This window comes from Dyadobacter chenhuakuii, from assembly GCF_023821985.2.
GTDB classification, from domain to species: Bacteria; Bacteroidota; Bacteroidia; order Cytophagales; family Spirosomataceae; genus Dyadobacter; species Dyadobacter chenhuakuii.
Map to the genome: position 1 here is coordinate 731,350 of NZ_CP098805.1, position 23,389 is coordinate 754,738.

The 23,389-nt window shown below is 45.3% G+C and carries 20 protein-coding genes; 6 read left to right on the forward strand and 14 right to left on the reverse strand.

Translation table 11 applies throughout. From position 1 onward, the window contains the following. Positions 1–25: 25 nt before the first annotated feature. The 3 genes from NFI80_RS03050 (at position 26) to NFI80_RS03060 (ending at position 3,087) form a co-directional block, all read left to right on the forward strand. Complete coding sequence (locus NFI80_RS03050) at positions 26–1,372, forward strand: NAD(P)/FAD-dependent oxidoreductase (protein ID WP_235164949.1); 1,347 nt, start codon at positions 26–28, stop codon at positions 1,370–1,372. Positions 1,373–1,483: 111 nt separating this feature from the next. After that, positions 1,484–1,732 carry a DUF4834 family protein gene (locus NFI80_RS03055; RefSeq protein ID WP_235160171.1) on the forward strand — a complete coding sequence of 83 codons (249 nt, stop codon included), beginning with the start codon at positions 1,484–1,486 and terminating at the stop codon, positions 1,730–1,732. Between the two features lie 239 nt (positions 1,733–1,971). After that, complete coding sequence (locus tag NFI80_RS03060) at positions 1,972–3,087, forward strand: phage tail-like protein (protein ID WP_235164948.1); 1,116 nt, start codon at positions 1,972–1,974, stop codon at positions 3,085–3,087. 156 nt (positions 3,088–3,243) lie between these two features. Here the strand turns inward: NFI80_RS03060 and carB are convergent, their stop codons facing one another. The 5 genes from carB to nuoB all read right to left on the reverse strand — a co-directional run bounded on the left by carB (position 3,244) and on the right by nuoB (position 11,021). Beyond that, complete coding sequence (gene carB / locus NFI80_RS03065) at positions 3,244–6,087, reverse strand: carbamoyl-phosphate synthase large subunit (RefSeq protein ID WP_233797768.1); 2,844 nt, start codon at positions 6,085–6,087, stop codon at positions 3,244–3,246. A 197-nt stretch (positions 6,088–6,284) separates the two neighbouring features. Further along, the gene (locus tag NFI80_RS03070) at positions 6,285–8,126 is read right to left on the reverse strand and encodes a BamA/TamA family outer membrane protein (RefSeq protein ID WP_235164947.1); all 1,842 of its coding nucleotides are present in this window, start codon (positions 8,124–8,126) and stop codon (positions 6,285–6,287) included. Positions 8,127–8,230: 104 nt separating this feature from the next. Beyond that, positions 8,231–9,913: a hypothetical protein gene (locus tag NFI80_RS03075; RefSeq protein WP_235164946.1), complete on the reverse strand. Its 1,683-nt coding sequence runs from the start codon at positions 9,911–9,913 to the stop codon at positions 8,231–8,233. 27 nt (positions 9,914–9,940) lie between these two features. After that, a complete protein-coding gene (locus tag NFI80_RS03080) occupies positions 9,941–10,483 on the reverse strand; it encodes an NADH-quinone oxidoreductase subunit C (RefSeq protein WP_235164945.1) in 543 nt (180 codons plus the stop codon). Positions 10,484–10,496: 13 nt separating this feature from the next. Next, on the reverse strand, positions 10,497–11,021 hold the full coding sequence (nuoB, locus tag NFI80_RS03085) for an NADH-quinone oxidoreductase subunit NuoB (protein ID WP_026629955.1): 525 nt from the start codon (positions 11,019–11,021) through the stop codon (positions 10,497–10,499). 134 nt (positions 11,022–11,155) lie between these two features. Between nuoB and NFI80_RS03090 the strand changes: the two genes are divergently transcribed. Next, positions 11,156–11,908 carry a hypothetical protein gene (locus NFI80_RS03090; protein ID WP_235164944.1) on the forward strand — a complete coding sequence of 251 codons (753 nt, stop codon included), beginning with the start codon at positions 11,156–11,158 and terminating at the stop codon, positions 11,906–11,908. On the opposite strand, the gene NFI80_RS03095 is transcribed toward NFI80_RS03090, so the two are convergent. Next, on the reverse strand, positions 11,902–12,255 hold the full coding sequence (locus tag NFI80_RS03095; RefSeq protein ID WP_235164943.1) for a helix-turn-helix domain-containing protein: 354 nt from the start codon (positions 12,253–12,255) through the stop codon (positions 11,902–11,904). The two genes, NFI80_RS03090 and NFI80_RS03095, sit on opposite strands and share 7 nt — an antisense overlap. A gap of 239 nt (positions 12,256–12,494) precedes the next feature. Here NFI80_RS03095 and NFI80_RS03100 point away from each other — a divergent pair, with 239 nt between their 5' ends. Both NFI80_RS03100 and NFI80_RS03105 read left to right on the forward strand, forming a co-directional pair. After that, positions 12,495–13,835 (forward strand): C10 family peptidase, encoded by a 1,341-nt coding sequence (locus tag NFI80_RS03100; protein WP_235164942.1) that lies wholly within the window; start codon positions 12,495–12,497, stop codon positions 13,833–13,835. A gap of 9 nt (positions 13,836–13,844) precedes the next feature. Continuing rightward, complete coding sequence (locus NFI80_RS03105) at positions 13,845–14,369, forward strand: hypothetical protein (protein WP_235164940.1); 525 nt, start codon at positions 13,845–13,847, stop codon at positions 14,367–14,369. A 307-nt stretch (positions 14,370–14,676) separates the two neighbouring features. Here the strand turns inward: NFI80_RS03105 and NFI80_RS03110 are convergent, their stop codons facing one another. The 8 genes from NFI80_RS03110 to NFI80_RS03145 all read right to left on the reverse strand — a co-directional run bounded on the left by NFI80_RS03110 (position 14,677) and on the right by NFI80_RS03145 (position 23,388). Further along, complete coding sequence (locus NFI80_RS03110; protein ID WP_235164938.1) at positions 14,677–15,147, reverse strand: NADH-quinone oxidoreductase subunit A; 471 nt, start codon at positions 15,145–15,147, stop codon at positions 14,677–14,679. A gap of 96 nt (positions 15,148–15,243) precedes the next feature. Next, entirely contained in the window at positions 15,244–16,125 is an 882-nt protein-coding gene (locus NFI80_RS03115; protein WP_233797778.1) for a sulfite exporter TauE/SafE family protein, read from the reverse strand. A gap of 105 nt (positions 16,126–16,230) precedes the next feature. Continuing rightward, positions 16,231–17,934, reverse strand: coding sequence for a GH39 family glycosyl hydrolase (locus NFI80_RS03120; protein ID WP_235164936.1), 1,704 nt, complete (start codon positions 17,932–17,934; stop codon positions 16,231–16,233). 28 nt (positions 17,935–17,962) lie between these two features. Then, a complete protein-coding gene (locus NFI80_RS03125; protein ID WP_235164934.1) occupies positions 17,963–18,700 on the reverse strand; it encodes an ATP-binding protein in 738 nt (245 codons plus the stop codon). Between the two features lie 274 nt (positions 18,701–18,974). Continuing rightward, positions 18,975–20,045, reverse strand: coding sequence for a HesA/MoeB/ThiF family protein (gene moeB, locus NFI80_RS03130; RefSeq protein ID WP_235164932.1), 1,071 nt, complete (start codon positions 20,043–20,045; stop codon positions 18,975–18,977). A 13-nt stretch (positions 20,046–20,058) separates the two neighbouring features. Beyond that, on the reverse strand, positions 20,059–21,171 hold the full coding sequence (gene thiH / locus NFI80_RS03135) for a 2-iminoacetate synthase ThiH (protein WP_235164930.1): 1,113 nt from the start codon (positions 21,169–21,171) through the stop codon (positions 20,059–20,061). Beyond that, the gene (locus NFI80_RS03140) at positions 21,161–21,928 is read right to left on the reverse strand and encodes a thiazole synthase (protein WP_235164928.1); all 768 of its coding nucleotides are present in this window, start codon (positions 21,926–21,928) and stop codon (positions 21,161–21,163) included. Before NFI80_RS03140 ends, thiH begins: the two co-directional genes overlap by 11 nt. Further along, entirely contained in the window at positions 21,922–23,388 is a 1,467-nt protein-coding gene (locus tag NFI80_RS03145) for a thiamine phosphate synthase (RefSeq protein ID WP_235164926.1), read from the reverse strand. The genes NFI80_RS03140 and NFI80_RS03145 overlap by 7 nt, the downstream gene beginning before the upstream one ends. Position 23,389 lies beyond the last annotated feature (1 nt).

Here is a 23,389-nt window from a genome sequence, read left to right on the forward strand (position 1 = left end):
GTCGAAATTCACAAACGACCAGACCATGTTACCAAACATTCCATATACACAATACAAGCGGGTAGTAATCGTAGGCGCAGGCTTTGGCGGGCTTGCATTGGCAAGAGAAATCGCTAAGCGCGAAGACCTCCAAGTCGTGCTGATCGACCGCAATAATTATCACCAGTTTCAGCCGCTCTTTTACCAGGTGGCTATGGCGGGCCTTGAACCCAGCTCCATTTCTTTTCCGCTCCGGAAAATCTTTCAATCCAAAAAAAACGTACATATCCGCATCACCGAGGTGCAGAGTGTAAACACCGACCGAAAGTCCATCATGACGGGGTTAGGTGAGATTACCTATGATTATCTGGTCATAGCGACGGGTGCTATCACCAATTATTTTGGAATGAAAGAAATCGAGGAGCGCGCGATTCCTATGAAAACGGTTTCCGAGGCTTTGGCATTAAGAAACAGGATCTTACAAAACTTTGAAGACGCATTGTCAGTGGATTCAGACGACCAGCGCGCGGGGCTCATGAGCGTGGTTGTAGTAGGAGGAGGGCCCACCGGCGTGGAATTGTCGGGAACGCTGGCTGAAATGAAGCATTTTATTCTGCCAAAAGATTATCCTGAAATGGATTTTAAGTCCATGGAAATCCACCTGCTCGAAGGTTCGAAAGAACTGCTGGGCGCCATGTCGGACGAATCGTCTCAGAGGTCACGCGAGTATCTTGAAAAAATGGGCGTTCACATTCATACTGAGCAGGTTGTAACGGGCTTTGATGGAAAATATGTGACTACCAAACAAGGAATGCGCATCCGGGCCGATAATCTCGTTTGGGCGGCAGGGATCAAGGCGAATCCGTTGAATGGCTTGAATCCGGAAGTAATCGTTCGCGGTGGCCGCATTAAAGTGGATCAGTACAACCGCGTTGAAGGTTATGACAATGTGTTTGCTTTGGGTGACGTCGCTGCTATGCAGGAAGGTGAATGGGAAAACGGGCATCCGCAGTTGGCACAGCCGGCGATTCAGCAGGGTAAGGCGCTTGCCAAAAATGTGTGGCGTGTGATGGACGGGAAAAAAGCGGTTCCTTTCAAATACAAAGATCTGGGCTCGATGGCCACAGTCGGGCGTAACAGGGCAGTTGTAGATCTGCCTTTTATCAAATTCCAGGGGTTCCTTGCCTGGCTGACCTGGATGTTCGTGCATTTGATTTCCATTGTCGGTGTGAAAAACCGTTTGCTGATATTAATCAACTGGGTTTGGAATTATGCAACTTATGACCAGTCATTGCGTCTTATCCTGAAACCCAAGACCATTGAGCAGATATCAAACAAAAACGAGAAGAACGAAGAAGCAGTTAAACAGGAAGCACAGCATAGCCACTCATAATTTCATATGGCCTTTCCCATGAGGGATTGGATCATTCATTAGGTTTTCGTTATATTCGTGTGCTATTTATGCCAGCTTTACGTTATATATTAATGTAACAAAATTTGAAAAATGAAACTGCTATTCAATATAATCCTCATATTCTTACTTCTGATTGCTTTTGTCCCGTTTTTCAGAAGGTTTGTTTTCCACTTGCTTGTAGGCCGCCAGCTTATTAAAGAACAGGAAAGGCAATACAAGGCCCAGCAGCAGCGCCAGCGTGCGAATGCGGGTGTGAAAGTGGATAACACGCCCCCCGACGCAAATCCATCATCCCGTTTCCGCGGTGGTGAATATGTAGACTATGAAGAAGTAAAGTAAATTTTTTATCATATACAAAATCAAAAGCCGGCACATTTGTGCCGGCTTTTGATTTTGTAAAACAGTAAGTGAAAGTGGAGATGCCTTCATCGAAGAGTCAATAGAATTGGAAGTAACTATGGTTTAAGAGTTTTAGTATTTACCTCCAAATAACTCATTGCAACCGGTAATTCAAGTATTGCAATTCAAATCATAAGACTCTCTGATATTGAGTGACATTATTTAAACCAGTCATTCATATGCAACTATCCGTTCTAAGATCATCTACAAAAAAGTCCTACTTATTAACACTTGCAAGCCTCGTTAACATTGGGCTTTTGCTCTCTACTACGGAAGTATTTTCGCAAGGTGTAGGTATCAACACAGTCCAGCCTGACCCAAGTGCTGCTCTGGATATTGTTAGTCAAAATAAGGGGCTATTGATTCCCCGAGTGGCTCTGCAATCACTATCAGATAATACAACTATCCCAGATCCAGCGACAGCATTACTTTTATATAATACAAATGCAGGAATTGGAAAAACTGGGTTTTATTTTAATGCAGGTACATCTGCAGCCCCTACATGGTCACCGATAGGTGCAGATTTAAATTTGCCGTATGACAAGACTGCTTCTCACACTGGTGCTTTATTTGGAATTGAAAATACTAATCAATCACCAACTTCATCTGCTATAACTGCGTACAGCGTAAGCGCAATTGGCCTACGAGGAATAAGTCAATCTGGTAGGGCTCTGTACGGGCAAGCACTTACATCAGGTGTTGGAGTGTTTGCTGCTTCCTCAAACACTAATGGAACGGCTTTAGAAGTGAGCGGGCCTGTAAAGATTGCTGGCCCCGGGCAGTCTCCAGGAGTTGGTAAGGTACTTACTTCTGACGAAAATGGAAATGCCACATGGAGCAATACGGCGCGAAACGTGTCCTTCAAGGCCATCGGAATATTAGGTAACGGTAATCAGAACGTGCCGGTACAAAATAGTATAAAAGTACCTTTTGCCATTGAGGTTTACGACTTTGGCGTGAACTATAATAATTCATCACAATTGCCACATAGCACTTTTAAAGCACCAAAACAGGGTATATATCATTTTGATTTGCGAGTGGGTTGGGAGTGTCCTACTGGTTGTTCATTTAAAACTTCTTTGGACTTAATAGTAACCAGAAATGGAAGTACTGCGGTGATAGAAAAAGATGTTAATTTCAATCCTGCCTGGGGATATAATGCAATTTCTACTGATGTCGCGCTAGAGGAAGGTGATATGGTTCACGCCCAAGCTCAAAATATACACAATTCAGATGGAACAACCTTAGTGATGATGGATGCGAATTTTAGTGGGCGTTTGATTGTACAGCAGTAGGCGTTAAGAATTCGGTCAAAAGACTTTCAATAGACATGTCGCTTGGAAAAATCCTTGTGACATTCAATTATTGCAATACAGTAACGAAAAAAAACAGTGCTGATAAAAGGTTTCAACTTTTACCAGCACTGTTTTTTTTCGTTACTCTCGTTGAAACTATCGGCTCAGATACAGATTCCGCTCGCTGTAAATTTTCTGGAAGAAATCATCCTGTAAATCATCAATGAAATAGATTGCTTCGCCGGTTGATTTCATTTCCGGGCCGAGTTCTTTATTCACATTCGGGAATTTGTTGAAAGAGAACACAGGGATTTTGATCGCCCAGCCTTTTTTCACCGGATTGAATGTGAAGTCCTTCAATTTCTTCGTGCCAAGCATCAGCTTAGTTGCATAATTCACATAAGGCTCTTTGTAAGCCTTGCAAATGAACGGAACTGTACGTGATGCTCTTGGATTCGCTTCAATCACGTAAACAATGCCGTTTTTCACTGCAAACTGCACGTTGATCAATCCGATCACATTCATCGCCAGCGCAATTTTGCGCGTATGCTCCTCAATCTGACGAATCTCATCTTCTGTTAGGTCAAATGGTGGAAGTGCAGCGTGTGAGTCGCCAGAGTGGATACCAGCAGGCTCAATGTGCTCCATAACCCCGATAATGTAGGCATCTTCGCCGTCACAGATCGCATCTGCTTCTGCTTCCAACGCGCCTTCCAGGAAGTGGTCAAGCAAAATATTGTTATCCGGAATGTCGTGCAGGATCTTCACCACATGCTGTTCCAGTTCTTTTTCGTTGATCACAATTTTCATGCTCTGTCCACCCAAAACGTAGCTTGGACGAACCAGCAGCGGGAAACCGAGCGTGCGTGACAATTCTACCGCAGCATCAGAAGTTCTTACGGTTCCGAATTTTGGAAAAGGAATCCCTAGCTCTTCCAGAAGCGGTGAAAAACGTCCGCGATCTTCGGCCCAGTCGAGTGACTGATAACTGGTTCCGATGATCTTAATACCATATTTTTCAAGCTTTTCTGCCATTTTAAGGGCAGTTTGTCCGCCCAGCTGAACAATGACACCTTCCGGTTTTTCATGTTCGATAATGTCGAAAACGTGTTCCCAGAATACGGGCTCAAAATAAAGTTTATCAGCGATATCCGGATCTGTCGAAACCGTTTCCGGGTTACAGTTGATCATAATGGTCTCGTAACCTTCCTCTTTCGCAGCAAGAACTCCGTGCACGCAGGAATAATCGAATTCAATTCCCTGTCCGATCCGGTTCGGGCCTGAACCCAAAACAACCACTTTCTTGCGGTCGCTTACCACCGATTCGTTGTCTGGATATTCCTGAGATGTATTGAAAGTAGAGTAGTAGTAAGGCGTTTTGGCTTCGAATTCAGCCGCACAAGTATCAACGCACTTGTATACACGCTTGATTCCGAGCTCTTTCCGACGATCGTAAACTTTGCTTTCCTTGGTTCCGATCAAATGAGCGATCTGGCGGTCAGCGTAGCCTTTTTGTTTGGCCGTAAGCAAAAGCTCCTTTGGAAGGTCATTGAGATCAAATTTTTCTATCTCATGTTCCAGTTCGATCAATTCTTCGATCTGACGCAGGAACCAGGAATCGATCTTAGTAAGGTTCTGAATCGTTTTGAATGACAAACCGATCTTGAAAGCATCATAAATATGGAAAAGACGGTCCCAGCTCGGGTGCGCCAGGCTGTGCTTGATCGCTTCCTGATCACGCAGCTCGCGACCATCTGCTCCAAGTCCGTTTCTTCTGATTTCCAGTGACTGACAAGCTTTCTGCAATGCTTCCTGGAAGTTGCGGCCAATTCCCATGGCCTCTCCAACGGACTTCATTTGTAATCCCAGTGAGCGGTCAGCGCCAACGAATTTATCAAAATTCCAACGCGGCACTTTCACGATCACGTAGTCAATAGATGGTTCGAAGAATGCAGATGTGCTTCCTGTGATCGGGTTGATCAGTTCATCCAGGTTATAACCGATCGCCATTTTAGCAGCGATTTTAGCGATAGGGTAGCCGGTCGCTTTCGATGCCAGTGCGGAAGAGCGCGAAACACGCGGGTTGATTTCAATGGCAATAATCTGGTCATCCGCAGGATTCACAGAAAACTGAACATTACATCCGCCTGCAAACTTACCGATCCCGTCCATCATCTTGATAGCCAGGTCACGCATTTGCTGATACAATGTATCCGGAAGCGTCATGGCCGGCGCAACCGTAATGCTGTCGCCTGTATGAACCCCCATCGGGTCGAAGTTCTCGATTGAGCAGATGATGATGAAGTTTCCTTTGCTGTCGCGAAGCAGTTCCAGCTCGTATTCTTTCCAGCCCATTGCGCTTTGTTCTACCAAAACTTCATGAACCGGCGATGCGTGCAAGCCGTTGTTTAATGCTTTGTCAAACTCAGCTTCCGAGTTCACAAATCCGCCTCCTGTGCCTCCTAATGTATATGAAGGCCGGATAACCAGCGGGAAACCGATTTCCTGCGCAATTTCTTTTCCTTCCAAAAACGACCTTGCTGTGCGTCCTTTGCAGACATTCACATTAAGTTCAAGCATTTTCAGCCTGAATTTTTCTCTATCCTCCGTCGTTTCAATGGCCTTGATGTCAACCCCAATGATTTCAACATCATATTTTTTCCAAACACCTGCTTTATCACAGTCGATGGCCAGGTTCAATGCAGTTTGCCCGCCCATAGTAGGGAGCACTGCATCGATAGGTTTACCCATCGCTTTGTGTTTTTCAAGAATTTCAACGATATACTTCTTTTCCAATGGAAGCAGATAAACATGATCTGCGCTAATCGGGTCAGTCATAATCGTCGCAGGGTTAGAGTTGATTAATACAACTTCTATCCCTTCTTCGCGAAGTGAACGGGCGGCCTGAGAGCCGGCGTAGTCAAACTCGCATGCCTGACCGATGATAATTGGACCTGAACCGATAATTAGAACGGAATTGATATTCGTATTTTTGGGCACAGTAATTGGTAATTTGTAGAAATGAGGAAAACTTTTTTAGCAACTTTTGGCAACATTTCCTGTTAATCTCAGCAGGGGTACGTCCAAAAATTCCACAAAGTTAATTCACATATCCGAAAAAGAAGGGAAGGTTAGCGGAAATTACTGTTATTTTTTACCAGGCGACATTTAACAAACTAATTATCAGTTAAATGCAATTATTGGAGTGGTGCAATTGAAGGCGCAGAGATGTCAAAATCCCTCAATCTCAGCGGAACATTGCCATTAGCGCCTAAACGGAACACCGAAGTATTTCCCGGAATATTCGGATAGTAACCGATCCGGAACTGGACGGTATTAAACGTCAGGTTTTCATTTCTTAGCCGCAAACCAAGCCCATATCCCTGATAAAGCGGACTTTTCCAGATCGACTCAGCGCCATTGACCAAGCCGATATCTGCGAAAACAAAGTAGGCAATACGAAAGCCCAGTAAACTTTTATCTGAAAAGAACACGGTTTCCGTACCCAGCGTCAGCCGCGTCGTACCGATTAATTGTTCACTGTTAATGCCCCTGATGCCCTGGTCCCCGCTAATGTTCAGATAATCAAGCGGATCGCGGTTCACACCGCGGGTGTAACGGCCGGTTAAAAATTGCCGGAAGAAGCTGTATCTGAACGGGATAAGGTTACTGATGTAGTTGAGCTGCGCGCTGATGACGCCTTGCTGCGCTTTGGCTTCTTTAATGTAGGAACCAATGTTGATCAATCCATACATGTAACCGAGGTTGTGCGGCAGATATTTCCCGCGTGCATATTGCAGGCCCGCATACCCTCTGGCGCCAAATTCGGTGTCCTCCCGGCCCGCGGTGAGCGCAAACAGGTTACCTACCGGAACGTCCTCCGTCCGTCCGAAACCGTAGATCAGGACGTCTCGCTTGTAATTACGGTTGGAATAACCCAAGCTGAGCAATGTTGCGCTTTTGTTCCAATATACTTTATTGATGTAGGGTGAAACCTCCGGACGCTCTGTATAATGATATTTATTGTGCCTGGCAGCAATTACGATCCTGGAATTCTCGGCCAACCGGCTCGCTGGAAACGGAAACTTGAATGAACGACCCAACCAGATGTCGTAATAATTGAATCTGGTGGGAAATATGATAGGTTCTTCGGTATCGCTTGGATTTCTCTTTATCTGCCTGACCATCATTTGACCGGCTTCCACCGCGCCCGCGTATTTCGTTTCGTTAGTCAAAAACCTACGAAAAAACCGGATCGATCTTTCTTCAAGGTCCCTCTCATAAATGAAGCTCGCTTGCCCGGTTATGAAGGTTTTACTAATGTAAGGAACCGTATAAATCGTGCGGAACTGAAATTTTTTGCCCAGGTCATCATTTCCGTCCCATCGCACCCGAGTGAGCTGTGAATGCGTCGTTCCCCGGACATTGATATCCTCGACGCCAACATTGAATTTATTAAAAGAGCTGAAACCGCCCCTGAAATTGAGCGACCAGGAATCCTGAATCAGCACGACCACGTCTGCCATCCAGGTTACGTCCTTCCTGGGCACAACAATGATACGTGCATCGGTAATTGTTTTATTAGTCCGCAGCAGGCGCTCATTATCTTTCAGGATCTGAGCTTTAATGTCGTCTCCCTCGGAAAACAGCAGAAAAGAACGCCTTATGATGCCTTCCCGCGTATTCGTATGCAGATTTTTACTGAGAAATTTTTCGAGCCTTTTCCCTTCCCGCGTGGTGTCATAAACCGATTCACCGAGGATGTCGAGCTGCCGGATGTAGATTTTCCGGATCACCATCCCTTCGTAAGGCGTAAACGGGTTGGTTTCAATTTCCTTCACCTCCGTCACCTGCCCCTGGTTATACACATCCCTGAACAAAAGCCTGTAAACCGCACGCGAAAACTTGGTTTTCGACATCCGTACTTTCAGGTTGGTATATCGAAGGCTGTCTCTGCTGTACACTTCCAGGCTATCGGGGTTTTTTTGCGCCGACGCATAGGTGGATAACAGCAAAAAAAACAGGACATATCTAAACATGTGTACTTTCAATTCCAAATCAACAGACTAAACGATAAGGTACGAATGATAGATATATATGGCGTTGTAAACCGGTTTCAAAATTGATATGAAAAAAGAGGCCGCTACTTCCCGGCATCCAATATGGCTTTGATCGTCTTGTCGGTGGCGCTGGGTGCCGAGGCGTTCCTGGATGCAAACTTACCATTGGGCCGGATTAGTGAAAAAGTGCCAGGGTCCAATGGGTTGAGGCGGAAAAGCAGGTCCATCATTTGGTTAGTGTCCATGAATAAATGTGTGCCTTTGAGCTTGTGCCGCACAATGTATTGTCTCAGCAATGCATCGGCAGGAACGACTTCATCACCTGATAAATGCAGGAAAAGGAAAACGACATCTTCCGGCACATTCGCCTGTAATGCAGGAATATAGTCGAGTTCTTCGCGGCTTTTAGCGTCGTCCATATTCCATTTTACGAGATACACCGTTTTGCCTTTGTATTGATCAAGAACGCGATTAAACCAGCTTGTGCCGCGGTCATTGGAAGCTGCCAGAAAATAGCCCGGTAATGCTTCGGTCGGATCGGTTTTTACATTCTTATATTCTACAATTTTGCGGATATCAGCGCTATCTTTTACTTCCAGACGTACGATTTCATCCAGCGATTCACGGAATACAGGCAGGCCGCTCCTTGACTGAATGTGCCTGTTCAGTTGTAGTTGTTGTGGGTAGGTAAATTTGAAAAGGTTTTTAGCCAGATACCGGATTTTGAGAAATTCAGTCGCTGTGCTGTCAAACAGATCCGCGTAAATACGGCTCTCGCGCTCGTAGTTGAAAAGAATGTTCAGCACCGTTTCATTTTTTGCAAAGAGTTTATTCAGAAAATCCAGGTCAGTTTTCTCAGCGAGGCCATTTGCATTAATGTCATTCAGGCGCTGCCTTTCCGTGGGAGTTAGGTTCGCCGCATTGTCTTTTATCAATGTAGCCATAAGGCGAACGGGCAGTGAATTTGTTTTGCTTGGATTTGTGTATTTCCGTTCCTCCACTTTCAGGTCGGCATAGTTACCAAAGCGATTAGCCCAGATCACGCGCTGCGCAGTCAGCGGCGGCTCCGAAAGGCGTTTGAGGCTGTCGAGCAGCAGCTTACTCACATCGGTTTGGTTGCTCAATGCGTGTTCGTACAAGATCTGCAACTGTTCCTCGTCCGTGATCGACTTAGCCCATTGAGACAATGTAGGAGAAGGCACCGTGTTGGCTGCGGCTTGTTTCACGGCGGAAAGTCGCAGGGCAGCGCGTTGCTGTGCGATCTCGCGGGCGCCGGAAGCACTGTTTTGCCAGAAATTTTTGAAAAAATTGGCGCCTAAGTAACTGTTCGCTGCCAGAAGCTTGTTTTCAGCAGCCAGATACTGAGCATACTGGTTGTTCGCATCTGCATTTACGCCTGCAAAATAAAATAGCTTTGAAGCCTTTGCAATCGAATCGCCGTCAAACGTGATCTCCACAGTGCCCGGTGAGCCCAGAAATGTTGTAAAAGCTTTTCCACCGTAATCCAGATAAAATTCTTCTTGCGGAAACAGAATAGGGAGCGACACCCTGAAACTTCCGTCCGCTTCGAGTGGCGTCTGCTTGCTAAGCTCGGACTGTGGTTGTAAAATGTTGTTTCTTGAAAACGTGATGACAGGAGCTTGGCGGTATAGTCTGCCATTCAGGTTTAATATGCGCCCCTTAACGATCAGGGAATCAGTTGAAGCAGAAGAGAATGTAAAAAAGCCTGAAAAAATAATCGCCAGACCGATGAAGCGCATGCCCATACATTAGGAATTTATCAATTTAAAACATTAAGCCCTGTCCTCATTCTCGGGCAGTTGCTCAGAAACGCCATCTTCGTACCGCACATAAATGCCATGGTAACGATCCTGGACCTTATAATCTTTTCTCAAAGGGTGACCATTCCAATCCTCAGGCAACAGGATCCTGCGCAGATCGGGGTGTCCTTCAAAATGAATGCCCATCAGATCAAATGCTTCTCTTTCGTGCCAATCAGCTGTACGCCAGATGCTTGCTACGGAAGAGACAACGGGCAGGGGAGCGCCCTCCGCGCTTCTTGCAAAAACTGTTTTCAGCATCAGATCATGCCCGTATGGAATGGATGTGAGGTTGTAGATCAGTTCCATCGTGCCAGCAGCCAAGCCATTGTCTATCGCGGTAACACAAGCCAGAAAGTCAAAATACAAGCGGCTGTCCCGATATAAAAAATCACAGATCTTGTAGATATCCGTCACGGGAACAATCAAAACAGGCTGAGGCCCTTTTGTGTCCGTTTCGAAATTTTTATCCGAAAAAGTAGTAATTACCAGCTCCGAAATTTCCTGAAAAGTCATTGTAATCAATTAATTAGACAGTTGCGGTTTCAGTTGCTTCCATTTCCAGAAAGAGCTCCGGAGCGAGCGGGTGTTCGCCTCTGATTTTCTCCTGCAACTTCATAAAACCACCGATCAGGGCCTCGGGTCTCGGCGGACAGCCGGGAACGTATACATCCACCGGTATTATTCTGTCAACACCTTTTACAACGTGATAACCATGTTCCCAATACGGCCCGCCACAATTTGAACAGCTGCCCATCGAAATAACGTAGCGCGGTTCGGGCATTTGTTCATACAATCTCCTGATCCGGTCTGCCATTTTGAATGTCACAGTTCCCGCCACGATCATCACATCAGACTGGCGCGGGGAAGGGCGGGGTAGAATACCAAAACGTTCCAGATCATAGTTTGAAGCATATGCAGCCATCATTTCAATCGCGCAGCAAGCAATCCCGAACCCCATCGGCCAGAGAGAAGACAGCCTCGCCCAATTCATCAGATCCTCTGCATTTGTAAGAATAATGCCTCCGTCTCCCGTTTTTATTTTATCACTCATCCTATATTGTGCTCCTAAAAATCCAGTGGTACAGATATTGCTTGTTAAGCTACATCAATGTATACAAAAGTAACCATATTTAGCAAAAATCTGTTTCAAGCTTTCATCTGGAAGCCATTCAACAACACAACTCTATGAAAAACAAATTACTTTTCAGCGCCATTCTGGCTATGTCTATTTTCACTAATGTACAGGCCCAAACCGACAGCACCGTCCGGATGTTCAAGAGCGGCATGGCCATTTATGCCGAATTCGGATTGCTTCCCAATAACAAAACCATGCGCGAACAGCTTGACAGATTGCAGATTAAGCCTTTCACTTCCTTCATGGGCTCAATCGTCCTCGCCAAACGGACCGAATCCCAGCGCTGGTTTACAGAAGGCCGGATCATTATCATGAACAGCACCAATTATACAACGGATAAGGACCAAAGAAAAGCATATCTCAACGGCATCGGTATCGGAACAGACGGAGGCCCGAAATTGGTCAACAACCGTCGCTGGAATGTGCTGGTTCCCATCGGTTTTGACCTGATGTTGTACCAACTGAAAATCAAAAGCAACCAGACCGCAACCATTGGCCAGGTAACGCAAAATCCGCAATCTTATCAACCTGTAAGGCTCCGGACAGGGAATATCAACTTCCACGCCGGTATCGGGGCTGATTATAAAATGAATGTGCTACCCAAATGGCATGATCAGGTATATCTGAGCGGAAAAGCATCGTATCATTTACCCTTGCTGGGACGTAGAAAATGGAAAGGAGAGGACGTAACGATCAGCGACTTGTCGTCCTTGAAACTTAACCAGGTTTACTTGCAATTGGGTCTGGTGTTTTTTCCAAAAAAGGATGCGAAAATGTGGAATGGAATGGGAAAACATCACTGACATCCCATATCTTTTTTGCGTAGGTCATCCAGCTGCCTTTCCAGAATTTTAATATAGCTGTCTTTTTCCTCAATGGCCCGGATCAGGGCAGATTGTCTTCCCTTGGGATTCTCCGTAACGTCGGCATCCCAGGGGTTTTTCTTGGCTTTTACATCTGAAATCAGCTCATCGACAGACACTTCTAAAATCTCAGAAAACTTTTTGAGCTGGTCGATCGACGGGCGTGTTTTACCTCTTTCAATGTCCGAGTAATTGGGTTGTGACATCCCGCTGAGAAACGCCATATACGCTTGTGTAAGCCGTTTTTCCTCACGTTTGGTGAGTAGGTTATTCGCAAATATGTTCATAATAGTGTGTTGAAAGTATTTAATCACGCAAGCTATTCGGTGCGCAAAATCAATATTTTTTCCATTTCAACCAAGCCAAAAATTCAATTATAAGCACCGGTTATATTTTATAAGCATTAGCTATTGACTTATAAGCACAGCTTGTTGGATTGAAGTATCATTACAAAGCAATTTTGCAAACCATCCAAAGTCGTTCGAAATAGTGCGGCGGGAGGACGGGATTTAACACATGCTTTGATATGATAAAGACACACTATCAAGCAGCTGGGACTGCGCTATTTGGAATTCTGATAATCTTCCTGATGATTCGTTGTTCAAGTGGAGATCTGTCAGATTCTTCTTTGAACAAACCAGAGCTCAGCATGAGCAAGTTTTTTGTCGATGAGCGGGCGGCTGTGAAATTGCTTTCTGGTGTGCATTCTATTGAACAAAATGCCCGAACAACCGAAAGTCGGGAAAGAAGAATTGAGGAAGTAAAGAGCTTTAAGAATGAAAAAGGCAAAACAGTCTTCTACATTATAAATTACGAGGATAGAGAAGGGTTTGTAATCTTGTCGGCTGATAAGAGGTTGAAACCAATTTTGGCATTTTCAGAAGACGGATCCTTCGGCGAGAAAACCGACAATCCTGGAATTCAGCTTTGGTTTGATATTATTAAAGAGAATTTCAATGGCGCGCAAAGGCAATCTGAGGCTCACATTGATGTTATTAACCATTGGGCGCAACTCGAACAAAATCTGCGAGGCGGTCGCATTTTAGACGAGGCAATCAACACGCCGGAGCTTAGTTGCGAATGGTTCGTGACGCATCCGTTGCCTGGAAATTCGACGGTGGCCCATTTGACTACCAATTTGTCAACATGGAAACAAGGGATTGGTTATAATGCTTATTGCCCGGCAGGCGTTGCTGTAAAAAATTGCAAAGGAGATTATCAATGCTCAAAGGCCCCAACTGGTTGTGGCCCGGTTGCAGTTGCGCAGGTTTTGAAGTTTCACCACAAACCTGTAACAGCCAATGGGCATGCCTATTCATCGGCAATGTTCAATGCTATGCCTAAAAATGCACCTCCTCAATGCCAGCCCAGCAATGCAAATCACATCAACTTGGCACAGCTGATACGCGATGCCGGGAAAGATATGGATGCAGTTTATAATACTATTGTTCCTGCATTGGGCATCCCTATGTCCGGCTCAGGGTGCCAGACCTGGAGTATACCCGGACATATTGATAATTTTTTTGCAAATCGAGGTTTTACTTCTTTTGATAAAGATTTCTTTGGTAATGCTGCAACTGTTAGTGAGGAATTGCGGGCAAGCAGACCAGTTATAGTTTTCGGCTCAAACTGCGCTGCTTGTGCCGCAAATCAGCACATTTGGGTCATGGACGGCATAAAGGATTTGTATGCAGTTTTTAATGACGCCAATGGCTACTGTTATGAAAATCACTCCATCTATTATCAAATGAATTGGGGCTGGGGGGATATTTCCGAGAACAATACGTGGTTTTCTTATACAGGCATCGTAGGAGCGGGTACCCTATATAACAGTTCAAATATGCGAGCTTACATAATTAAACCTTAATATACTTGTATGCGAACTTTCATACTGATATTGTGTATCAATCTGATGATTGGGTGCCATCCTAAAAATTTAGGGCCTCGAGGGGATGTTATCGGTAATGGCGGCGATGGCATTACGGGATACTGGAAAATGACAAAATATGAAGTTAAAGGAAGAGATATGCCTTTGGATAATGTCTCGCAAATGTCATTTCTAAAAACGCAGATTGGTTTTATGCAAACCGATAGTCTTAAAACTCCTTTTTACAAGCAAGGGACAGGCTATCGGATATTCTCATTTTACGACGTAAATATGGATAGCACGTCCCGCTATTTGGGCATTTTATACGATTACTGGTACAACAAGAAGACGAAGCAGAGTGCATTCTATTACAGAATGGATGAAACGAACGGATTCTTGGCAGTCATTGATCAGGATGTAACTGCGGGACTGACTACCAAGATTAAGTTGAGTAATTTAATGAAAAGCACCGTATACAAACCCGAACTGGATACATTGGGATATACCTATGAGCCGACAGCTAAATTTGAATGAAGTTGAGCGTCATTTTGTCATTGATTTGCGAACCTGTTCTTATCAACACTAACTTTCCTCATGAAACATCTGACAAAATTTGGAGTCATTTTGTTATAGTGGTGGGCTAAAAAGGTTCTATAAAATAATGAAGCAAAGTGGAAAGCAGGACAAGCTTGACGCTCTGATTTTATGCCTGAAATACGAGGTGCTGCTAATACGGTCAGGGTTTTCTATACCAATGCAATGCTTCTTTAATGATATAGATTTGGTAGGCTCTTGAAATTCTGTCTGAGAGGGAAGGCGTATTAATTTAAGATCACTAAGCCTACTTTTTGCTATACCTTTCATTAACATTAGCATACAAATCCGCAGGAACAGGCGAGTCAATCACAGGAACTTGTGGTTTTGGCCTTACCCAGTCGAGGTAGCCTTTGCCCCAGGCGTAGGCGAGGCCTAGGATGAGGATTCCGATGAAGACGGTCATTTCGGCGAGGGCGAACCAGCCCCATTGTCCGTTGGTTTGGGTGATGAGGTCTTCATTTCCGAAAACTATCGCCCAGGGAAACAGGAAAAGCAGCTCAACTTCAAATAAGACAAAGATTAATGCGATCACATAAAAACGCACATTGAACTGAATGTTGGCATTTCCCAATGGATCTTCGCCTGACTCATAGGTGGTCAGCTTTTCCTCATTTGGCCGGTGCGGTCGCAGGAATTTGGCAATGGTAAGCATTAAGCCCAGCAAGGCGATTGCTGCAATGATGAAGAGTAGGATGTAGCCAAAATCAGAGATCATAGTCCGGGACTCGTTTTTACAAAGCTACTGAATTTAGGCTTTTGACGTTAATTCAGGCTTTAAAACGTTTGAAGTGGCAAAGAAGAGGCTTGTAGCTTAAAGACTTAGCCAGATTGTTCTTACGCTCAGCCCGATTACCAACGCTCCGATAATCAGCATCAAAGGTTTGCGCTTTATTTTTCCAACAAGCATTGCACCAAAGGGAGCCGCAATAACGCCGCCAATAATAAGACCCGAAACAACTTGCCAGCTGCTAACTCCCGTGAAAATGAGAAATGTAACACCGCTGGCAAATGCAATTACGAATTCAGCGGCATTCACAGAACCAATGGTGTAGCGTGGATCGCGGCCCTGGCCAAGCAATGTTGAAGTAACGATCGGTCCCCAGCCGCCGCCGCCGATGGAATCCAGGAAACCGCCTGCTGCTGCCAGGATGCCTATTTTCTTGGTTTTGTTTTTAACCAGATTCTTTTGCAATGCTTTCCTGATGATGATCAGGCCCAAAATAAGCATGTAAGCCGCAATGTAAGGTTTTACTAAATCGCCATCAATCACGTCTGAGAGCAGATAAGCACCTGTAACCGCGCCCAGCACACCGGGGATCAGCAGACTTTTGAAGAGTTTCTTATTAATATTTTTGTAACGAAAATGCGAGATAGCGGAAGCGCCGGTCGTAAACATTTCTGCCACGTGCACGCTCGTGCTGCTGATCGCCGGCGGCACGCCCAGGCTTAGCAAAAACGATGTGGATGTAACCCCATAAGCCATGCCCAAAGCGCCATCCACAAGCTGTGCGGCCAGACCTACCAATAGATACAATGCAAAATCGCTTCCAATAAACGCACTAACATTCTCTTCGCTGATTGAAAATGAGCCGTTGAAAATAAATAGCGCAGATAATATGACCACGATGCCCGCGGGAACAATGTACCAGTTGGATATTGTGGGCAGTTTAAGTGAGAGCACTTTTGTAAGCATTACTGTTGGATTTTGGAATCGCCGATAAACAGGAAGTTACAAAAGTAGTAAAACTATTTAATCTACGTAATTAATAGATTATTAAAATTTGATCCGTTTTTTGGTTTACCAGATAATTTTTAAAAGTGAAACGCCTTGGGCGGGTAAATCGAAATCAAGCTTAATCTGCTCTTTCTCAACATTAACCCATTGTGGCGAAGTCAATGTTTGTAACTGACCGGCGTGTTCCAATGTGGCGATCTGCTCCGCCGTCGGCTTTTGCGGTGATCCCATTTTTTTCCAGACTTCATACGCATTGCTGTGCTCCTGATCAATGCGGTAATGCTGCACCTGAACGCGTTTCGCCTTCACACCATTGAGCTGCACACTTACCGGAGAAGCTTCGACAATCTTGTTGTCGTCATGATAATTCCAGACCATAACAGCAGCTTCACGGTCATTTTTTGTTGCGAAAGCATTGATATCCCGCTCACCTCGAACGCTTTCCTTTCTTAGTTTTTCAAAATTATAAGCCAAATTTTGCTTCACCTCCACACGGTTTCCGTCCATCATCCCAAACATTCTAAACACATTCAAAACAGGCTTATCGACACCATTCGTCGCCAGATCGCGGAAACCGCGGAACCAGGGCTGGTCTTCAAATTCAAAGGCCCACGTCACCGCACCCAGCAGATTCACGCCATGCGCATCAGCCAGTTCATGCTTTCTGGGAAATGAGGCAGCCGTGTAACTCGAATACATGGTGCCGTTCCGGTAAGCGTTTTGGGGATGCAGATCTTCCGAGCAAGCCGCACAGCCTTCGGGATCGGATTCACCTATGATAATCGGCAGATTTTTCAGGCTGGGGTAGGAGGCCACGATCTCGAAACCTTTGTTAATGTCGCGCAGCTGCGTGCCCATATCCATGCGCACAATGCCGTCTACAACCTTGGGATTGCCTTTTGCGTGAAAGGTGATGACGTCGAGCGGCGAGCCTGTTTTGCCTGTCACATAATTTTTGCCGCTCACGACATGATCCAGAAAAGTCCTGAAAAACTTGGCAGAAACATCCCAGTTTGGGCCCGTAACTTCCGGTCCGCCTATTTTCGCAGTTGGTAATGCACGCTTCACCGCGTCGGCGGAATAATCGTAAAGTTTAATGTATTCTTCCGTCGTACCTTTCCAGTAACTGATGTTGGGCTCGTTCCAAAGCTCCCAATACCAGGATTCAACCTCGGCCTGGCCATATCGCTTCACCGAATGTTTCACCCATTGGAACACCAGCTCCGCAAATTTTTCATAACTGTTGGGCGGATAAGCCCAGCCTGTGTAAATGTCGTTATAATCATCGCCCGGCTTCCAATGATGGCGGTAAGGTTGTGGTTTGGACGATAATGCTTCGGGCATGAAGCCAATCTGCGCGATCGGTTTCATGCCTCTTTCTATATATGTATCAAAGATTTTGTCAACAATGGCCCAATCATAAACCGGATTTCCCTTTTTATCCTCAGTATAAACATTCGTCGAGCCCCACTTCAACGCCGCCACGCCATCACCCGTTACAAACATACTATGCGCCCGAACATAAACCGGCACCTTGCTCAGCTGCGAAATCTCCGTTAGCAATTTCTTCCCATCCTTCATATAAGTATAATTCGGCTCATCATACCCAAACCAAGCCCAAATCGGCTTCGCCAGGCCTTTTTCGACAGCGAGGTTGATTTCGATGGCGACGGGTTTTTGTTTGGTTTTTTGGGCAGAGCAATGTTTGCTGAAAACAAGAAGAGCAAAGCCTGACAAAATCCACCGCAGCATATTTTTGATGATCATGAAAGTCTTGATAAAGGTGGATTTGTTGTTAAATGACGCCGGTTAGGAAATCAGTGTAATTGTCCCGGTTAATCCAGTTGGTTTTGGCATCCGGGTACGCTTCAACGAAAGCCTTGGGAAACTTTACTTTACTGTCATTCCATTTAAATTCGTATGCACTAAGCTGTTCATTTTTAAGTTCGAGCCAATCGAGTTCCTGCTGGTCATAGGTCCGCCAGAAATAAGTGTAAGGAAAAGTGCGCGTGTAAGTGTTGTATTTTACGCGTTCAGACGCCAGATAATTTTCCCAAAGCGCGCCTATATCCTGGCGTTGTGATATAGGGGCAAAATTATTGATGAGTCCGTTCCTGATCCCATTGTCAAAAAAATACCACTTGGAAGATTTTGTAACTTCCTTTCTGAGGTTTTTGCTGTAACCGCCAATGCGGAAAATGATGAACACCTTTGAAAATAAATCAAGATATCTCTCGACCGTATTACGATCAATCTGCAAAGCTTTGGAAAGTTCTTCAAATGATACTTCCTGGCCAACCTGATAGGCAACCAGTTGGAGCAACTGTAACATTTTGTGCGAGTAACGCACTTGTTCAAACATCAAAATGTCCTTCAATAAATAGGCGTTTACCAAACCTTTAAGGTAATCGGTTTGCTCTTCGGAGGTGGGAAGTTGCACGACATCCGGATAGCTGCCGAATATCAGACGATTTTCAAGGTTCTGGCGTGTTTCGAGGAAATTCTCCTTTTGTGCCAATTCCAAATGAGCCAAAGGGAAAAGCTGAAAGTTTATTTGTCTGCCAACCAATGGTTCGCCCGTTTGGTTAGAGAGTTCAAAGGCAGATGAACTTACCAACTCTGCGTGCGCCGGTCAGAATCAGAACCTAATTAGATTTCAGCTTCTCCTGAATAGCGGAAAAAATGTGTCTAGGGTAATACATAATTGACGATTCGTTGAATGAACTCAACGAATTTAGCTAAATCTGTTGAGTTCATTCAACCGATTGACGAAAACTGATACGTAAAGTCTTGATCAAAATAACAACTTACCAATTCCCAGCCCAAAAGCTCGCTCCGTCAAACCCGCTCTGCGCCAGCAGCTTTGCAGCCTGCGCGCTTCTTTTTCCGGTTTGGCAGTAGAAAACAATGGTTTTGTTTGGTGGTAATGTGGGGAGAATGTCTGGGATTTCGGATAAGGGAATATTAATGCCGCCGAAGTTATCGGCTTCGAATTCGTTGTATTCTCGGACGTCGACAAGGTGGATCTGGCCGGGATAGGAGGCTTCAATGCGTTCGAATTCTGCAAAGGTCAGTTCTTTGAGGTCAGATTTTGGGTCTGCTTTTGCTGTGCCTGTCTTTGCTGAGTGTGTTTGGGTTGATTTGGAGGCGGATGCTGTGATGTTGGTGGATCTTGTGAAAGTAAAAATGTTGGTGTTGTTGGTTAATGTATTGATGATAAGCAGTTTACCGGATAGCGGTTCTCCAATTTTACAAATAATTTTAATGGCTTCGTTAGCCATGTAACTTCCGATAATTCCGGGCAAAATGCCGATAACGCCGGCTTCGGCACAGTTGTCACCTTCTTCGGCGTCGGGGAAAAGGCAGCGATATGTGGGGCCGCCTTTGTAATTGAAGACAGACACTTGTCCCTCGAAACGCAGGATGGAACCGAAAACGAAGGGTTTATCTAATGCCACGCAGATATCGTTGACCAGATAGCGGGTTGGAAAATTGTCGGAGCCGTCGATGATGAGGTCGTAATTGGCAATGAGCTGGGCTGCGTTATCTTCCTGTAAGCGAGCGGCATAAGGCGTGAGCTGCACATAGGGATTCAATGCTTTGAGCTTTTGGACGGCGGTAGTGACTTTGCTTTTGCCTACATCTGCGGCAGAATACAAAATCTGGCGATGCAAGTTGCTCAAATCCACCACGTCATCATCCACAATGCCAATGTTACCGACACCAGCCGCCACCAGATATTGCAGCACCGGGCAACCCAAACCACCCGCGCCAACAACAAGCACTCTGGCCTGTTTCAGCTTTTCCTGCCCAGCCAGGCCGATTTCCGGCATAATGATCTGCCGACTATAACGCTTCCTTTCTTCTTTTTCAAACATTGTATTTAAATTTCTATGGCTTAAAAACCGCGTCCCAATCCTTCCAAACCGGCTCATAGCCCCGTTCCCGGATCATTGCCGCAATCTGCGCGGGCGAGCGCTCGTCTGAAATTTCAAACTGTTCAAGCGACTCAGGTTCAACGGCATATCCGCCCGGGTTGGTTTTGGAGCCTGCACTAATTGACGTAACGCCCAGCTGAATGCAATGATCGCGAAACTGCTCAGATTCGCGCGTTGAAAGTGAAATTTCAACTTCCTCATTCATGATCCGATACGCACAAATCAGCTGTACAAGTTCCCGGTCTGTCATTTCTACCTTTGGTTCGAGCCCGCCGGAAAATGGCCGCAGCCGGGGAAATGATAAACTATAACGCGTTTGCCAATAGGTTCGTTCGAGATATTGGAGGTGGGCGGCTGTAAAAAAACTGTCCGTCCGCCAATCTTCCAGGCCGATTAAGACGCCCAAACCCATTTTAAGAATGCCTGCCTGTCCAAGCCGGTCGGGCGTTTCGAGCCGGTAATCGAAATTTGATTTCTTGCCTTTTGGATGATGCTTTTTGTAATCTTCCTTGTGATAAGTTTCCTGGTAAATCAGCACCGAATATAGCCCCAATGCGATCAATTCCTCATATTCAGCGGTTTCCAGCGGCTGGACTTCCATGGATATTTGTGAAAAATAAGGCCGTATCAACTCAATCACTTCCTTGAAATAGGTCGTGTGCACGGTTTGGTTTGCTTCACCGGTTACAAGCAAAACATGGTCATAACCCAGGGATTTGATCACATTTACTTCGCGCAAAATCTCTTCTCTGGAAAGCGTTTTTCGCCGCACTTTGTTGTCCAGACTAAACCCGCAATAGGTGCAAATATTGGTGCATTCATTTGATAAATACAGCGGAATGTACATTTGCAGGGTTTTACCAAAGCGCTTTTGGGTCAGTTTGCGGCTGAGCTGGGCCATGGGTTCAAGGAAATGGGATGCTGCGGGGGAGATGAGTGCTTTGAAATCCTCCAATGTTCGTTTTTGGGCCAAAAGTGCATTTAGGACATCCTGTGCCGTTTTGGAATAAATGCTGACCTTAACCTCCTCCCAGTCATAGGCCTCGAATTTGTCCTTAAAGCTCATCCAAAAATGCGGTTAATGGGCTGCTAGCCACGGCGAAATTTTCCTGATTTCCCAATCGCGCCTCAAATGCCATACGCCCTGCGATCACCCCCATCTTAAATGCCTCCGCCATCGCCACGGGATCGCCGGCAACCGCAATCGCTGTATTGACCAAAACCGCATCCGCGCCAATTTCCATCGCTTTCGCAGCATCCGAAGGTGAGCCAATCCCAGCGTCTACGATGACGGGAACATTACTCTGCTCAATAATAATTTCCAGGAAATCAATGGTTTTCAAACCCTTATTACTGCCAATGGGAGAACCCAAAGGCATTACGGCGGCCACGCCAGCTTCCTCCATTCTTTTGCACAAAACCGGATCTGCATGAATGTAGGGCAGGATTACGAACCCGAGCTTTGCCAGTTCCTCCGCAGCTTTTAGCGTTTCAATCGGATCGGGGAGGAGATATTTTGGGTCGGGATGGATTTCCAGTTTGAGCCAGTTGGTTTCCAATGCTTCCCGGGCAAGCTGCGCCGCAAAAACAGCCTCTTTTGCCGTTCGGACGCCGGAAGTGTTGGGCAGCAAATGAATGTGCGGATGTTTCAAATGCAAAAGCATATCATCTTGCGCATCATTCACATTTATCCGCCGCAGCGCAACGGTCACCAGTTCCGAGCCCGAAGCCAGCAAAGCTTCTTCCATCAACGCGGCAGAACTGAACTTCCCAGTCCCGGTAAAAAGCCGCGATTCAAATGTTTTATCTGCGATTTTCAACATAATATTTCTTCAAGTTTTTGGACCGTTTCTCTTGGTTCTTTTGACTGAATCAATGCGGAAGACATGGCGACACCGTGTATTCCGGTGCTTAGCAATGTTGGAATGTCATCGGGCAGGATGCCGCCGATGGCAATGATTGGGATTTCCTTTTTCTCCTTCGCGAGCCTTTGCATCAGGTCGCGATAACCTTCCAGGCCCAGGGTTGGGCTGAGATTTTGTTTGGTTTTGGTAAATCGGAATGGGCCTAACCCAATGTAATTCGCTCCTTCTTCAATCCGTAAAAGAATATCTTCAAATGTGTTGGCTGTGCCGCCGATGATCATGTTTTGGCCAACAATTTCCCGTGCTTCTGGAATGGGCATGTCATTCAGGCCCAGATGTAAGCCATATGCGTTAACTACTTTTGCAATGTCTGGAAAGTCGTTGATAATCAGCTTTGCACCATAGTTTTCACAAAGTGGTTTTGCCGACTTGGCTATTTGAAGAACTTCACTTTCGTCTTGGTCCTTAACCCGCAATTGGATCCATTTGCACCCAGCTTCTAATGCTAGATTAATGCTATCTAAATGGCTTATTTCTAATGTTTGATTAGAAATGAAATGAAGCTTTGTGATCTTTTTAAAATCTGAAATCAAATTCAAATCTGAATCTAATCTATTTTGCCGGGGGCTTAAGCCCCCGGCAATTTTTGAAGAAGAATCAGAAATTAAATTCAAATCAGAATTTAAATCAATATTCAAATCTGAATCTGATCTATTTTGCCGGGGGCTTAAGCCCCCGGCAATTTTTGAAGAAGAATCTGAAATCAAATTCAAATCAGATTTTAAATCAATATTCAAATCTGAATCTGATCTATTTTGCCGGGGGCTTAAGCCCCCGGCAATTTTTGAAGAAGATTTAAAAAAAGAATCTGAATGCCAGATTGCTCCTAACATGGCGGCGCCATCGAAGTTCATCTGCTTGATCTTATTTAAGTTGGAATGATCAATTCCTCCAATAGCGATCACTTTGATTGTTTTTTGTTCCTCTTTCAAATAAAAATCATCATTAATAACGCGCTGATAGCCTTCTTTTGAAATGCTGTCAAAAACCGGCCCGAATAATGTGTAATCAAAACCCTTGGAAAGCTGGGTAAGCGCAGCAATCTCATGGATCGAAGTGCTTAGCTTGAAGCCAGCATTGCTTAATTTTTCCAACATAAAATCCGGCGTCTCTTGCCTTAGCTTTTCGGGAAAATGCAGTCTTTTGATGCCAAATTCTGCCGCAAGTTCGTGATGTGAATGCAAGGCAATGTTGGCATGAAAAGCAGGGTCAATTTCTCCGATTAGTTGACTCAGGTCAGCGACATTGCAATGTGGTTTCCTGATGTGCACGCGCATTAATCCAGCACGAAACAACGCGTTGATACGCTCGGCTTCATTCGGAATGAAATCTGGATGAGATATCGCGATCAGTTCCATA